14 protein-coding genes are annotated in these 14,446 nt (G+C 40.2%); 10 read left to right on the top strand and 4 right to left on the bottom strand.

What is annotated here, in order from left to right:
* Positions 1 to 5 precede the first annotated feature (5 nt).
* A complete protein-coding gene (locus LY624_RS17835) occupies positions 6 to 305 on the bottom strand; it encodes an isoamylase early set domain-containing protein (protein WP_062567102.1) in 300 nt (99 codons plus the stop codon).
* A 591-nt stretch (positions 306 to 896) separates the two neighbouring features.
* On the opposite strand from LY624_RS17835, the gene LY624_RS17830 reads away from it, so the two are divergent.
* Positions 897 to 2,783: a putative bifunctional diguanylate cyclase/phosphodiesterase gene (locus tag LY624_RS17830; protein ID WP_341804682.1), complete on the top strand. Its 1,887-nt coding sequence runs from the start codon at positions 897 to 899 to the stop codon at positions 2,781 to 2,783.
* 44 nt (positions 2,784 to 2,827) lie between these two features.
* Positions 2,828 to 3,748, top strand: a complete 921-nt coding sequence (locus LY624_RS17825; protein ID WP_341804681.1) for a hypothetical protein — start codon at positions 2,828 to 2,830, stop codon at positions 3,746 to 3,748.
* 2 nt (positions 3,749 to 3,750) lie between these two features.
* Here LY624_RS17825 and LY624_RS17820 read toward each other — a convergent pair whose 3' ends face one another.
* Positions 3,751 to 4,179, bottom strand: a complete 429-nt coding sequence (locus LY624_RS17820) for an Lrp/AsnC family transcriptional regulator (protein WP_130152305.1) — start codon at positions 4,177 to 4,179, stop codon at positions 3,751 to 3,753.
* Positions 4,180 to 4,383: 204 nt separating this feature from the next.
* Here LY624_RS17820 and LY624_RS17815 point away from each other — a divergent pair, with 204 nt between their 5' ends.
* The 6 genes from LY624_RS17815 (at position 4,384) to LY624_RS17790 (ending at position 11,371) form a co-directional block, all read left to right on the top strand.
* Positions 4,384 to 5,589, top strand: coding sequence for an aspartate aminotransferase family protein (locus LY624_RS17815; protein ID WP_130152306.1), 1,206 nt, complete (start codon positions 4,384 to 4,386; stop codon positions 5,587 to 5,589).
* A 47-nt stretch (positions 5,590 to 5,636) separates the two neighbouring features.
* On the top strand, positions 5,637 to 6,671 hold the full coding sequence (gene astA / locus LY624_RS17810) for an arginine N-succinyltransferase (protein ID WP_130152307.1): 1,035 nt from the start codon (positions 5,637 to 5,639) through the stop codon (positions 6,669 to 6,671).
* Positions 6,672 to 6,689: 18 nt separating this feature from the next.
* A complete protein-coding gene (gene astD, locus LY624_RS17805; protein ID WP_130152308.1) occupies positions 6,690 to 8,162 on the top strand; it encodes a succinylglutamate-semialdehyde dehydrogenase in 1,473 nt (490 codons plus the stop codon).
* 40 nt (positions 8,163 to 8,202) lie between these two features.
* On the top strand, positions 8,203 to 9,006 hold the full coding sequence (locus LY624_RS17800) for a DUF1338 domain-containing protein (RefSeq protein WP_130152309.1): 804 nt from the start codon (positions 8,203 to 8,205) through the stop codon (positions 9,004 to 9,006).
* A 55-nt stretch (positions 9,007 to 9,061) separates the two neighbouring features.
* Positions 9,062 to 9,892, top strand: coding sequence for a hypothetical protein (locus tag LY624_RS17795; RefSeq protein ID WP_341804680.1), 831 nt, complete (start codon positions 9,062 to 9,064; stop codon positions 9,890 to 9,892).
* Between the two features lie 261 nt (positions 9,893 to 10,153).
* Positions 10,154 to 11,371 (top strand): type III PLP-dependent enzyme, encoded by a 1,218-nt coding sequence (locus tag LY624_RS17790; RefSeq protein WP_341804679.1) that lies wholly within the window; start codon positions 10,154 to 10,156, stop codon positions 11,369 to 11,371.
* A 90-nt stretch (positions 11,372 to 11,461) separates the two neighbouring features.
* On the opposite strand, the gene LY624_RS17785 is transcribed toward LY624_RS17790, so the two are convergent.
* Together LY624_RS17785 and LY624_RS17780 are read right to left on the bottom strand one after the other, a co-directional pair.
* Positions 11,462 to 12,742 carry a flavohemoglobin expression-modulating QEGLA motif protein gene (locus LY624_RS17785; protein ID WP_130152312.1) on the bottom strand — a complete coding sequence of 427 codons (1,281 nt, stop codon included), beginning with the start codon at positions 12,740 to 12,742 and terminating at the stop codon, positions 11,462 to 11,464.
* Positions 12,743 to 12,821: 79 nt separating this feature from the next.
* A complete protein-coding gene (locus tag LY624_RS17780; RefSeq protein WP_130152313.1) occupies positions 12,822 to 13,688 on the bottom strand; it encodes a TlpA family protein disulfide reductase in 867 nt (288 codons plus the stop codon).
* 189 nt (positions 13,689 to 13,877) lie between these two features.
* Between LY624_RS17780 and LY624_RS17775 the strand changes: the two genes are divergently transcribed.
* Both LY624_RS17775 and LY624_RS17770 read left to right on the top strand, forming a co-directional pair.
* On the top strand, positions 13,878 to 14,138 hold the full coding sequence (locus tag LY624_RS17775; protein WP_062567116.1) for a DUF3081 domain-containing protein: 261 nt from the start codon (positions 13,878 to 13,880) through the stop codon (positions 14,136 to 14,138).
* Positions 14,139 to 14,145: 7 nt separating this feature from the next.
* Positions 14,146 to 14,442 (top strand): hypothetical protein, encoded by a 297-nt coding sequence (locus tag LY624_RS17770; protein ID WP_130152314.1) that lies wholly within the window; start codon positions 14,146 to 14,148, stop codon positions 14,440 to 14,442.
* Positions 14,443 to 14,446: the final 4 nt, after the last annotated feature.

Genomic DNA, 14,446 nt, shown 5'->3' with positions numbered 1-14,446 from the left:
ACCTATTAAGCGCGTTGAGTGTTTACAACACTATTCTCAGTACCAAAAACGTTAGGAGTATAAGCGTCAGCTTGATGGTCGTTATCCCAAACATGACCGTTAATGAGGTAACGAAAGTGAAATTGTTTATCGAGCGGTAAACGCTGCTTGCACTTGAAAACCTGTTCTTTTTTGTTGTATTTCATTGGCACTGGCTGCCAATCTGTAAACTCTGCAACTAATTGCACATTTTCAGCATCAGGGTGCTGAAATTCAAAAGTAACTTCGGTTTCGTCTTTGGTTTTAAAAAAACGTTTACTTAACATAGTGGGCTCCAATTCAACCAAGTGGTTAATTAATCCTTGCCACAGTGCCGTGTTCAACTACTCAACAGTCGGGGCTGTGTATTACATGCGCTAAAAACTGCTTAAAAGAACATGTGCCTTACTTAGTAAATCAAATCTTTGTTTACGCATTATGACAGTGCAAAATATTTGCATACGCACCATAGCAGTGCACAAAACAAACAAAAACATGATTAATCAAACTTCTAACCTTAAGTCAGCAATAAATGAACCAATTTGAGAGTTAAAGTTATTATTTACTCTTAGTACTAAACTTAAGTAATTTCTCAGTAAAAAGTAGTTAATAAGTGAGGGTTGGTAAAGTGAATAAAATTGAAGTTAACTATGCAATTAAAAGCATTTTCTAAACACTCAGGGAGCTTATTATTGCACTAAAAAGCACAGCTTTTTTCCTATTTAATCATTAACAATCTAATTACATTACAAAAGGTTTGTCTATTTTAGTGACAAGCCATATACTGAAAAAATTAACTTATGGGTTGGTAAACAATATAATAGTGCCCAGGACGGTAGTGAATAATGGCCAATGCTCTTCGTATAGTATGCAGTTGTATGATAACCATAGTAGCTTTCTTGTATGGTTTGAATATTTTATTAGTTAAACAAGTTAACGATCTTTCTTATCAACCAAGCACAACTGTGCTTTCAACTTTTGCAAGCACCTCATCAAATATAGAGCCTGCCCCTTGGTACAACATCCTGTTAAGTGGTCAATACACGCTCACTCATAACAACCAAAATTACGTTGTCGTTAAAGCCGACACACAAACAGTCACGGCAATTGAGACAAAGCAGCTCATTACTTCAACTTTGATGGCACCTATTAATATTATCATTTTGTTGCTGTTAATTATTGCTATCACTTGGTTGGTCAGCCTAAGACGTCAAAGCGATAGCATGAAACAGACGATTAAAGAACTTAACATTCAAACTTCAGCCCTACTCTCCAGCCTAAACCTTACTAACACACATTCAGCTTCGCAATCTACCCTTTGTAATTTGCAAGCAAATGTTCATGCCTTGAGCGCGCACATTACCACCTACACTCGCGAGTCTCAGGCGAGTATTTGCCAAGACAAATTAACCCTACTGATAGACCGTCATGCATATTTAGAGCATTTAGCCAGACAACTAAGTGTTGCAGAGATAGATAAACTCAATTGTGCGCTTTTATTTATCGATTTAGATGGTTTTAAGCAGGTAAATGATTCATTTGGCCACAGCTTTGGCGATGAAGTACTTATTCAGGTAGCAGCTCGCTTAACGGGTGTGCTTCGCCATCACAAGCTCAATAATATTTCTGCCACCAGCCAGCTTGAACAAAACTTAGCTCGCTTGGGAGGAGATGAATTTTCTATCTTTATTAATCACCTGACCTCGAAAGAGCAAGCACTTGAAATTGCTAAAAATGTTTTAAAAGAAATCGAGAGGGATTTTGTGCTCGGTAATAAGCTGATTAAGATCAGCGCAAGCATAGGCATTGCAACCTACCCTGACAGCGCAGCGACACCTCACGCATTACTGCAAATGGCTGATGTGGCGATGTATCGTGCCAAAACTGATGGCCGTGGTATTTTTAAAGTGTATTCGCCTGAAATGGGCAATAAAATGCGTCGCTATCATTACTTACTTGAGGAAATGCGCCTTGCAATTGCCTCTGAAAATTTTCATTTATTTTTTCAACCGATCGTAGATGTTGACGATTGCGCAATCGATTATTTTGAAGCTTTGGTACGCTGGGAGCATCCAGTTGAGGGCGCTATTTCACCTGTTGAGTTTATTCCCATTGCTGAAGAATCGAATCTTATTTTAGAACTCGGCGATTGGATCATGCTTGAATCATGTCGGCAGATGGCTGCATGGTATAACGCGGGGATGAAGAAAGTTAAAATATCGGTGAATATTTCTGGCATTCAGTTAAAACACCGTGCAATTTATGATTGGGTAATGGCCAAACTTTCTAAAACAGGACTGCCAGCAACTGCTGTTATGTTGGAAATAACAGAGTCGACATTAATCACCGCAAGTAAAAAAATTATAAACGACCTAGAAAAATTACGCCGTGAGGGTATCACTATCGCCATTGATGACTTTGGTACTGGTTTTAGCTCTTTAAGCACCCTTGCTGACTTACCGATTGATGTAATAAAACTGGACAGACTGTTTATTGCGCAAGCCAATGACAACCCAAAATATAATAAAATACTTCACTCTGTCAGTGAGTTAGGCCATAAACTGGGGTTAAAGATTGTGGCTGAAGGCGTTGAAGAGCTTGCACAATTTGAGCTAGTTAAATCAATGGGTATTAGAAGTGTGCAGGGTTACTTAGTTAGCCAACCAGAATCATCTTTTAATGTAGGCCATAAAGTACTCCAAGATAACGTCAATTTTATTGCAACAACAGGCACAAGTGTTTGGAATATACAGAGACAACATTAATAAGCTATAATCACATTTAATATCTAAATCCCAATTCCTTGTTAATGTTGAAAAAAAGCCTATTAATTACACTAACCCTGTGCGTGACACTTACCGGTATTTTTATCGGTACATCAATTTATACTTTATACAGTAAAAAACGCTTATCTGTTGATCCTAAAGTCAAAGAAATATCAGGGATAGAATTTGATAAAAAGCATCGCCTATGGGCAATTAACGACAGTGGCGACCAGCCAAAACTGTATCGTTTAAATGAGGATGGCTCAATCGCAAAAGAAGTGTTAGTCACTAATGCCAAAAACATTGATTGGGAAGATATGACTCAAAATAGGTTCGGGCATTTCTTTTTAGGGGATTTTGGCAATAATAATAATGACCGAAAATGGCTAACCATTTATAAAATAGAAAATCCTATTGATATAAAAGGCAATACAACACAAGCTGAAATCATAAAATTCACCTACCCTGAAATGGATGGCAGCCCAATCCTCCCCAATAAACGTAACTTTGACTTAGAAGCATTTGTTGCTTTTAACCATCATTTGTATTTATTTACCAAAAACCGTACCGAGCCATTCGATGGCATTACCAATGTTTATAAAGTAGGTGACCATGCAGCAAATTTCGATGCCGAATTAATTGACTCATTCAAAACCTGTACAACGATGGAAAAGTTATGCTGGGTTACCTCTGCCGCATTAAGCCCTGACAGAAGTAAACTTGTTTTACTTGACTCGACTAGCATCTGGTTATTTGAAAACTTCAAAGGCGATAAGTTCTTCTCAGGTGATGTATCACGTATAGACTTAGGCATAGTCACTCAAAAAGAAGCCATCACATTTTACGATGACAACACCATCGTGTTTACCGATGAAGAATTTAAAGGTATTGGTGGCAATGCTTATGTGATTAAGTTAGACGAAGTTAAAAAAGTGATTATTAACAAAGCACCGCACTCTAAATAACCTTAACGTTTAAACTTCGTCTCTAAAATCACCGATGACGTTGTTCGCTCAACACCATCTAAGTTACCAATGTCATCTAGCAGGTGGCTTAACTTTTCAAGGTTTTGCGCTTGCACAACGGCAATCAAATCAAACTCACCACTAATTGCATAGAGCTGTGAAATAGCATCAATCTGCTTTAGTTCAAGATTCGTTTTGGTAGTCAATTTTTGTTTCACTTTAATCGAAACGTGGGCCGATACCATTTGGCTCAAATAAGCATCGCCATAATCTACGCTATAGCCTTTGATCACACCTGTTTCTTCTAGTTTTAACATTCGGCTTTGCACTGTTGAGCGCGATAAGTTAAGCGCTCTGGCAAGGTCTGAAATACTCGCACGGGCATTTGTTCTTAGTATAGATAATAGCTTTTCGTCTTGTGTCGTTATCACTTTGACTACTCTTTTCGTTAATTTGCTTTTTATTTTAGTCATTTTTCACAAAATAGCACTGCAAATTTAAGTTCCTAACCCAGATAATAGTAAAAATAGATAAGAAAAATAATTTCATCGTGCTTAATTAGGCAGGAACGGCTTAACTGACCTATTTTTTGCAATTTAACTTTTTTCATACTAAGCCATATTTAGGTGCAACAAATGCAAGTAACAAGAGAACTTTTTAACGACGTAATGGTACCAAACTACAACCCATCAGAGGTTATTCCTGTTCGCGGTGAAGGCTCACGTGTTTGGGATCAAAACGGTAAAGAATTTATCGATTTTGCAGGTGGTATTGCTGTTAACTGTTTAGGCCATTGTCACCCAGCGCTTGTCAATGCACTAAAAGAGCAAGGCGAAAAAATTTGGCACTTATCAAACGTAATGACAAATGAGCCTGCACTGCGCTTAGCTAAAAAATTAACGGACGCTACATTTGCCGATAAAGTGTATTTTGCAAACTCAGGTGCAGAAGCTAACGAAGCAGCATTAAAATTAGCGCGTCGCTGGGCATTAGATGTACACGGCGAGCAAAAAAACCAAATCATCGCGTTTAACAAAGGTTTCCACGGTCGTACATTCTTCACTGTTACCGTTGGTGGTCAAGCTGCTTACTCTGATGGCTTTGGCCCTAAACCTGCTGCTGTTGATCACTGTGACTATAACGATTTAGCTGCGTTTGAAGCACTTATCAGCGACAACACATGTGCCGTAATGATGGAGCCATTACAAGGTGAAGGCGGTATCATTTCGCCAACGAGCGAATTTATTAAAGGTGTTCGCGCGTTATGTGACAAACACAATGCTTTACTTATTTTTGATGAAGTACAAACAGGTGTTGGCCGTACCGGCGATTTATACGCATACCAAGGTTTAGGTGTAACACCAGATATCCTAACAACAGCAAAAGCACTAGGTGGTGGTTTCCCTATCGGTGCGATGATCACAACGGCGAGTATTGCAGAGCATTTAAAAGTAGGCACACATGGTTCAACTTACGGCGGTAACCCACTTGCATGTGCTGTAGCTGAAGCGGCTTTTGATACTGTTAATAGCGAAGAAGTACTCGCTGGTGTTAAAGAGCGTGAACAACTTTTACGCGACGGTTTTGCTGCAATCAACGAAAAATACGACGTATTTAGTGAAGTACGTGGTAAAGGCCTATTATTAGGTGCGGTACTTAACAGCAAATTTGAAGGCCGTGCACGTGATTTCCTAGTAGCAAGCACAAAACACGGTTTAATGAGCCTTGTTGCGGGTACAAACGTTGTGCGCTTTACGCCATCTTTAGTTATCCCTCTTGAGGATATCAAAGAAGGTTTAGCTCGCTTTGAAAAAGCGGTTGCAGACGTTGTAAACGGTTAATTCTAGTTGGCGTGCTGTTAAACCAGTGCGCCATCGGAGAGCAATGAATGCAAGTATTACGTCCTATCACAGCAAATGATTTTGCTGCGTTAAAGCAAATAGCGATGGAGTCTGGTCATGGGTTTACCTCATTACCTGTTGATGACACCTTGCTACAAGAAAAAATCGACCGCGCCGAGCAAAGTTTTGCAAAAAACATCAATAAACCACAAGACGAAACCTATTTATTTGTTTTAGAAGACAGTAAAACGGGTAACGTTATCGGCACTACAGCTATTGAAGCCGCTGTAGGTATGTCGGTGCCTTTGTATCATTACCATCTTGGAAAAACTGTTCACCATTCACGTACTCTCAACGTGTATAACACCGTTGATATTCTGAGTATGTGTAATGACTACACAGGCTGCTCAGAGATTTGCACCTTGTTCTTACGTGAGCAAAATCGCAAAGGTTTAACGGGTCGCTTTTTATCACGTTCTCGCTTTTTATTTATGGCCCAGCACAGTGAGCGTTTTGCTGACACCATCATCGCAGAAATGCGTGGTGTAAGTGATGAAGACGGTCATTCACCTTTTTGGCAGTGGTTACAAGAACACTTTTTTAGCATTGAGTTCCCGCAGGCTGATCATTTAGTGGGTTTAGGCGATAAAGTTTTTATCAGCGAATTAATGCCTAAGTACCCTATTTATGCCAACTTATTAAGCAAAAAAGCGCAAGCTGTGATTGGTAAGGTTCATGAAAAAACTAAGCCTGCACTTAAACTTTTAGAAAAAGAAGGGTTTGAGCACCGTGGGTATGTCGACCTATTTGATGCAGGGCCCACTGTTGAAGCAAAACTTGGCAATATTCGCAGTGTTCGTGAGTCACAAGTGTGCCCTATCACCATCGGTGAGCTTGCACATATTAATGAGAAAAGCTCAGATACATTAGCGATATGTAATCAAGGCGTGAATGACTTTAGAGCAACATTCACCAAACATGCTCATTATAACCACGCTAAGCACACGCTAATCATCAGCCAAGAAGTGGCAGATGCACTTAAATTAAAACAAGGGGATGCAGCACGGTTCTTCCGTTTGTAACCACTTAAGGAGTTTAAAATGAGTGTCACAACTCAACTTATCGATAACCAATGGCAAGCAGGCCTTGGTCATGATTTTAGCTCAATCAACCCAAGTAATGGCGAGGTTGTTTGGCAAGGTAAAACAGCCACGGCTGGGCAAGTCGCTGATGCAATAAAAGCAGCTCGTTGTGCGCAGCTAGGCTGGGCTGATATGGCCCTTGAAGAGCGTATTGTTATTCTTGAAAACTTTGCGGCTCAGCTTAAAGAGCACAGCGAAGAGTTTGCAACGATTATCGCCCGTGAAACAGGTAAACCACTTTGGGAAACACGTACCGAAGTAGGCGCAATGACGGGTAAGATTGCCATTTCAATTAAAGCTTATCACGAACGTACTGGGACCACAGAAAACCCAATGCCTGGCGCTAAAGCATTTATTCGTCATAAGCCACATGGTGTTGTTGCGGTGTTTGGTCCTTATAACTTCCCGGGTCACTTACCGAACGGTCATATTGTGCCTGCTATTTTAGCGGGTAATACAGTTGTATTTAAGCCATCAGAACTAACGCCTCATGTTGCTGAGTTTACCTTAAAGCTTTGGCTAAAAGCAGGCTTACCAGCCGGTGTCATCAACCTTGTTCAAGGTGAAGTAGACACAGGTATTGCTTTGGCCTCTCATCAAGATATTGATGGCTTATTCTTTACGGGTAGCTCCAATACAGGTCACCTATTACATAAGCAATTTGCAGGTCACCCAGGTAAAATCTTAGCGCTAGAGATGGGTGGTAATAACCCACTGATCGTAAAAGATGTCACAGATGTAAGTGCCGCTGTTCACGACATTATTCAGTCTGGTTTCATTACGTCTGGCCAACGTTGTACGTGTTCTCGTCGTTTATTCATTGAGAACTCGGCAAATGGCGATGCAATTTTAGAAAAGTTAATTGCTGCAACAAAACACATTAAAGTCGCCGACAGCTTCAGCGAAGATCAACCATTTATGGGTGCAATGATCAGCGAAAAAGCAGCCTTAGGTATGGTTGCAGCTCAGCAGCAGTTACTTGATATGGGAGCAACCTCGCTTGTCGAGCTTAAGCATCTTGAACCGGGTACTGGTTTTGTAAGCCCAGGTATTATTGATGTAACGGCTGTTAAAGACATGCCTGATGAAGAGCACTTTGGTCCGCTTATCAAGGTATACCGTTATACAGATTTCGATAGTGCGATTAATGAAGCAAATAACACCTCATTTGGTTTATCTGCTGGTTTATTAAGTGATGATAGCGATGACTACCAGCATTTCTTAAAACGTATTCGTGCCGGTATCGTTAACTGGAACCGACCAATTACAGGCGCATCAAGCGCCGCACCGTTTGGTGGTATTGGTGCCAGTGGTAACCACAGAGCAAGCGCTTATTATGCTGCTGACTACTGTGCATACCCTGTTGCTTCTGTTGAAGCCGATAAAGTTAACTTACCACAGACCCTTGCGCCGGGCTTAATTATTGAATAATTGTTTGGCGGCCTCGCCGCCTTAATTGAAGGAATTAAACATGCACACAGATGTAAACGCCCTATTTGAAAACCTATGGGACAACTATTTATCAGTTACGCCATCAGCGGTTAAAGTACATGAGTTACTTGGCTCTACACAACAAGATGACGTGATTAACGATCACATCGCTCTACGTACTTTTAACCATGAAAAAATTGGTTTAGAAAAACTAGCTGCGCACTTTTTAGCCGTTGGCTATAAAGAATGCGGCGAGTATCACTTCGAAGCGAAAAAACTATACGCTAAACACTTCGAACACTCAGATCCTAAGCAACCTAAAGTTTTCATCTCTGAATTACTTGTTGAGCAATGCTCAGACGAATTACAAGCTATCGTTAACGATATGGTTGAACAGATTGACGAAAACGCTGTAACAGCGGATAATTTCCTTTACTCAGGTACGCACTGGCAAGTAAGTTCAGACACTTACAAAAAACTGCTAGCAGAAAGCGAATATGCAGCATGGATGTCGGCGTGGGGTTACCGTGCTAATCACTTTACCGTGAGCATCAATGAATTGGCTAAATTCGATGATATCGAAAGTGTAAACCAAGCACTTAAAGATGCGGGTTTTGCGCTAAATACATCGGGTGGTGAAATCAAAGGTTCACCAGAGGTTTTACTTGAGCAATCTTCAACCCTTGCTGATGACAGCGAAGTTGAATTTAGCGATGGTGTTGTTGCCGTACCGAGTTGTTTTTATGAGTTCGCTCTGCGTTATGCAAAGCCAGATGGCGAGCTATACACAGGTTTTGTTGCAGCATCAGCAGACAAAATTTTTGAGAGCACCAATGCTCGATAAATAGCACATACCAATTCGCTTAGTGCAATAAGCGAGTTGGTACACAAGGAAATGTATGAGACTAATTGCGTTTATCGTAATTCTATTTACCCTAAACACAGCAACGGCAACAGAAAAACCCAAGCTTACAATTTGGTCTCATGCATATTTTGCCAGCGAAGCAGATAAACTCAGTATTAACCTCCACCTTGCTGCTGTCATAAAACCAGCGCTTTCAAAGACGTTTAATATAGATGTTGAATTTACTAATCATGCGCGCGTAATTAAACACCTATCAAGTAATGAGGCCAGTTGCACCTTTAACGCAATCAAAACCCCTGAACGCGAAGAAAACATGGTGTTTTCCAAAGTCCCCACCTATATGCATTTGCAACGTCAACTGTATGCACTTAAAAGTGCGTTGCAACCTAGCTCAGAGCCAATCTCTGTAGCAGAGCTACTCAAAAATAAAGGCAGCTTCGGTATTATTGGTTCAACCAGCTACCGCGAGCTCGATGAAATTTTTGCAAATAAGCACCACAACGTTGCAGCTATTTATGGCGAAAATGCCTTTTTACAATTAAGTCAGCTCCTGATCAATAAGCGTATTGATTACATTATCGCTTACAAACAGGCGCTAGAGGCTCATATACCCGCCCACGAATTAGACTTACTTACTTCACGACGTATTGCTGAATACCCTGAGTTTATAAACGGCTTTTTTGCATGTAGTAAAACAACCATAGGTTATCGTGCTATTGCACTGATTGATAACTTTATGAAAAGTGCAGAAATGGCAGCCTACCTTCAACAGTTACATCGTCAGAATAATCACCCAGATGATGCAAAAGCGATGCTTGATATTTACACACAAAGGTATGGAATACACTTTAAAAACAGTCACTAATCACACACCTTAAACTGAATAAAAATAAACCAAAAAAATTTTAAAATAATGCTTGCGCAAATAAAAAAGCAGATCTATTATCTCGCCGCTTCTTGATGATAGCCAATCCGAGTACATTACAAATCTAGTTTGTAGCAAGGCGATAGAGCAACTATCCAAGAGTGTATTTGATTGCACAGAACGTACTGTGCGCTTAATAACACTCAACTGACTTGGACTTCCATTTTTTTCCGAGCAGTTGCTTAATTGCCGGAGAGTAAAATGGCTATTTCAACACTTACACAAGACTTAACAATCAAAGTACCTGCAGCGTCGGTTGCTGCAAACGAGTCTACTGCACAACCATCAAATCAATTTATTGAGCAACTTGTTGCACAACATGGTGCGCCATTAATGGTGCTAGATTGTGAATCCGTACGCCACCAGTACCGTGCATTAAGTCGTGCTTTACCAGGCGTTGTTTTACACTTTGCATTAAAGCCACTTCCTCATGCAGCAGTTGTTCGCACGCTTTTAGAAGAAGGTGCCAGCTTTGATTTAGCAACCAGCGGTGAAGTTGACTTAGTCGCCAGCCAAGGCGTACCAAGTGATCGTACGATTCACACGCACCCAATCAAACGTGATCGTGATATTCGTGATGCACTTGAATACGGTTGTAATGTGTTTGTGGTTGATAACATCAATGAATTAGAAAAGTTCATTGCATACAAAGACCAGGTTGAGTTACTTGTTCGCTTAAGTTTTCGTAATACGGAAGCATTCGCTGATTTATCGAAAAAATTTGGTTGTAGCCCAGCAATGGCCATTGAAATCATTAGCTATGCGCAACAACTAGGTATTCGTATCAAAGGCTTGTCGTTCCATGTTGGTTCACAAACAGCGAGCCCAGCTAAATATGTAACCGCAATTGCTGCATGTAACCAAGTGATTAACGACGTAGCTGCATTGGGGTTACCTGCACTTAGTACGCTTGATATCGGCGGTGGTTTCCCAGTGCCGTACAATAAAGACGTGCTACCAATTGATGAGTTTTGTGCGCCGATTAATGATGCTTTAGCACAGTTACCAGAGACAGTTCGCGTAATTGCTGAACCAGGTCGCTTTATTGTAGCCAGTGCTGTAACCAGTGTTGCATCGGTAATGGGTCAAGCAGTTCGTGATGGCAAGCCTTGGTACTATTTAGATGATGGTATTTACGGCTCATTCAGTGGTTTATTGTTTGATGAAGCCTCGTACCCTATCGACTCGTTCAAACAATCAAACGAACGTGTTGAGTCAGTGTTAGCAGGCCCGACTTGCGATAGCATCGACGTAGTAAGTGAGTCAATCATGCTACCAAAATTAAACAATGGTGATTTAATCATCAGTCGTATGATGGGTGCTTACACACTCGCAACCGCAACAGATTTTAACTTTTTCAAACGTGCAGAAGTTATCGTTTTGAATGATGTAGTGCAGATTGACGCACTCACCGGTTAATCGTTTCCTCGACTAAAAGCATGTATGGCAACATGCTTTAACTCTTAAAATGCAGCTGCTCATTCCAGCTGCATTTTTTTATATATTTATTTAAATAAAGAGTGGTTTGTAGTCGTTTTCTAATTGTTCAAACGACAAGTTACCAATAAAACGTCCAAAGCTTAGCCAAGTTGCTAGGCCTCGTAAGTCTTTAAAGTGTGGTGGAATAAATTTAGGGTCTTCAATCACACCTAAATCATGTAGTTGCGATATCAGTCTAAAATCATCTATTGAGATTTTACCAACCAATAATAAGTGCAGTTGATCAATTCGACCTAACTGAATGGCAACTCGTATAAGGTTATACACCAACACGAAACCTTTGATATAAGCGATATCTTTGGTAAAAGGCAAGCCTGTTGCTGTACTGCCTCTAAACACCCGCTGAGTAAGTGTATAACTGTCGTCTTTACTCAAACCTTGCGCTACATAGTCACGATAAATATCAACAAACTCCGCACCATCAATAACCTTAGTAATACCTTGAATACGGTTCACTAACTTTGCTAAGCGTCGTGGCGTCGACTTTAAGGTAATAATTTCGGTCAATACCGCAAGGCCTTCTTGGGTAACCGTAGAGCTCGGTGTGCCTTTACTTAAACAAGTTAAATAAGGCTGCGCAAGACCGTTTTGGGTCGTCCCTACATGGATCCAGCCTTCATGCACTTCAAGAATATCAAGCTCACGCTGTGAAAACTTAACATCTTGATTAAGTTTAATATTATTTGCACCCGCTGCAGCGTCACTAACAATACCGTCGCTCAGAATGACCTCAACATCGATACCCGGCATTGTTTGTGACACTTGCGATGCTAAAATTTTCACTGCATCTTCTGCATCAATATTTTTGGGATCATCAGGTAATATATCGGCATCAAGCATACTCTTTAGTGGCTGCTCAAGCATGGTGGCAAGTTCGGCAAGTGAAGGCTCTCCAGCATGAAATAAATCTTTTGGATGACCAAATAGCTCAACAGACAAATCATGAAATTCAGGCGTGCCACGATACTCAATCATACTAAGTACAGTTTTATATTCAGTACACATCTTGCTCATGTATTGGGCAATCGGATTGAGTTGCCCTAACTGGCTGATGATATCGCGATTTAAATCAGAGAACGCCCGACGTAACTCACTTGGTACAAAACCAAGATCACGTTGCTGGTAATAGGCTTGATCAACCGTTGGGTTTTTCTGGCATTTGTGCTTAAAAAACTCTTCTTTGATTTGTTTATCCCAATTAATCGCATCAAGAATACGAATGGGTGTTTGCAGTGCGATTAATCGGTCAGATAACTCGCGTGTTTTTGCTAATAATGCCTTATCTATCATGCTCTAGGCTCACTGTGTAATGAGCCTAGAGCATAGGCTAAATTTGTATAATTACAAAGCTAAATTAATCGGTTTTTAGCTAAAATTTAGCCTGTGTAGTGGCTAACTTTCCATCGTTGTAGATAAGTAAAGTTGGTACCGAATTAATGCCATTTTCGAGAAATAAATCGTTACCATAATCGATTGAAACCGGCATACTTGCAGAGAATTTATCAACATATTCTTGCACTGCACTTTGATCGGTCCATAGCTGGCTCACTTTAACCTCTACATCAATCCCTTGCTCTGCCAACTTATTAACATGTTGCTGCGCTAATACACACTGCTTTGCCATGGCAGGGCGAGTGTCGGCTAAGTACCAGTCGCACCACGTTGCGGTAAATAGTACTGCTTTTTTACCTTTTTTCGGAATAGTCAATGGAGTCGCTTGGCCTTGTTTTTCGCTAAGCAGTCGTGCTTTTTCAACTTTGCCATTGTGTGATAACAAACGTAATGTGTTATCAAGCGATTTATCGGCTTCGTGGCCTTGAAAAATCACTTTCTCATCGCTATCAATTAACACATGAAAAGGGGTGCCCATAAACTCATAATGTTTCGCAACTTGGCCTGTGTGATCGGTAAATAGAGGCATGCTAAGTGAAAAACGTTCTTTAACCTTAGCAACAGCGTGTGCATCATCATTTAGGTCAATATTAATAGCTACAAATTGAATTTTATCGCCATATTGCTCATAAGCATGCTGAAAATGCGGCATCTGCTCCATACATGGCTTGCACCACGTAGCCCAAAACTTTAAGTAAACTGGTTTTTTGCCTAAGTAACTGCCAAGTTTAACAATTTGCCCTGCTTCATTTTCTAAAACAAGGGGGGTTGTATTCGCCGATATTCTTTGGCTTAAAAGCAACAAGCCTGTTAGCAGTACCAAAGGAAAAAATTTATATTTCATTGTGCGATCCTCAAATAAAACTTAGCTTAAGCGTAAGGTAAGCCAAAAGATTGTAAATTTTCGACATCAGCCATGCTAATGTCATTTTAATGATTTATCGCAAAGTAAAGCTTATTAACACTCAAAACATTAAGAATAGCACTAAACTTTTTATAGATAGTAAACGTATTACATCAAAAAGGAGTCATCATGAAAAACGAGTTAGACGGTAAATTAATTCTTTCTGTGTATGAGAAAATTATTCAACACGGTGAAGATCACGAAGACGGTAAACTCTACGAAGGTATTTGCGCTTTTTCAGATATTGATGGTTATACAGTATATCTAAAAGGCAGCGGTGTATTACTACGCTTTGGTTTTCATAATACCTATCACCTTGACTATCAACACGAAAAAAACAAAGAAGACTTTTTAAAGAAAGTGCTTTATATCGCAGAAAAGGAACTCTAAATACATAATGAAACGACGGGTAAAAGCTGAGTCAAAACAACAGGCTGTATTTATCAATGAGGTTATTAATGAACTTAAATCTAACCCAGATAAGTTAGATATCATACGCGATAATCTGAGTTACTATCGTGAGCAACAGTTTCTTAAGCGTGGTTTTCTGCTGGCAATAGAGCGCTTTGATTGGGTGTTTGAAGCAAGCAATGATGTAGAGCAAATTTGCGCGCAAATTCTAGCTGATGATTATATTGGTAAACGTTTGCGCCGCTACCCCTTGCTGTACAAGGGTGTCATTGAGCGTACCTAGAACG

It is taken from the genome of Pseudoalteromonas sp. N1230-9, from assembly GCF_032716425.1.
GTDB lineage: Bacteria > Pseudomonadota > Gammaproteobacteria > Enterobacterales > Alteromonadaceae > Pseudoalteromonas.
This window is presented reverse-complemented; position numbering and strand designations above follow the sequence as displayed.

Bases quoted from the DNA above. Each gene is read 5' to 3' on its own strand.
- LY624_RS17815 (WP_130152306.1), top strand. From the start codon at position 4,384: ATGCAAGTAACAAGAGAACTTTTTAACGACGTAATGGTACCAAACTAC.
- LY624_RS17780 (WP_130152313.1), bottom strand. From the start codon at position 13,688: ATGAAATATAAATTTTTTCCTTTGGTACTGCTAACAGGCTTGTTGCTT.
- LY624_RS17795 (WP_341804680.1), top strand. From the start codon at position 9,062: ATGAGACTAATTGCGTTTATCGTAATTCTATTTACCCTAAACACAGCA.
- LY624_RS17770 (WP_130152314.1), top strand. From the start codon at position 14,146: ATGAAACGACGGGTAAAAGCTGAGTCAAAACAACAGGCTGTATTTATC.
- LY624_RS17825 (WP_341804681.1), top strand. From the start codon at position 2,828: ATGTTGAAAAAAAGCCTATTAATTACACTAACCCTGTGCGTGACACTT.
- astA (WP_130152307.1), top strand. From the start codon at position 5,637: ATGCAAGTATTACGTCCTATCACAGCAAATGATTTTGCTGCGTTAAAG.
- LY624_RS17790 (WP_341804679.1), top strand. From the start codon at position 10,154: ATGGCTATTTCAACACTTACACAAGACTTAACAATCAAAGTACCTGCA.
- LY624_RS17830 (WP_341804682.1), top strand. From the start codon at position 897: ATGATAACCATAGTAGCTTTCTTGTATGGTTTGAATATTTTATTAGTT.
- LY624_RS17800 (WP_130152309.1), top strand. From the start codon at position 8,203: ATGCACACAGATGTAAACGCCCTATTTGAAAACCTATGGGACAACTAT.
- astD (WP_130152308.1), top strand. From the start codon at position 6,690: ATGAGTGTCACAACTCAACTTATCGATAACCAATGGCAAGCAGGCCTT.
- LY624_RS17775 (WP_062567116.1), top strand. From the start codon at position 13,878: ATGAAAAACGAGTTAGACGGTAAATTAATTCTTTCTGTGTATGAGAAA.
- LY624_RS17785 (WP_130152312.1), bottom strand. From the start codon at position 12,742: ATGATAGATAAGGCATTATTAGCAAAAACACGCGAGTTATCTGACCGA.
- LY624_RS17835 (WP_062567102.1), bottom strand. From the start codon at position 305: ATGTTAAGTAAACGTTTTTTTAAAACCAAAGACGAAACCGAAGTTACT.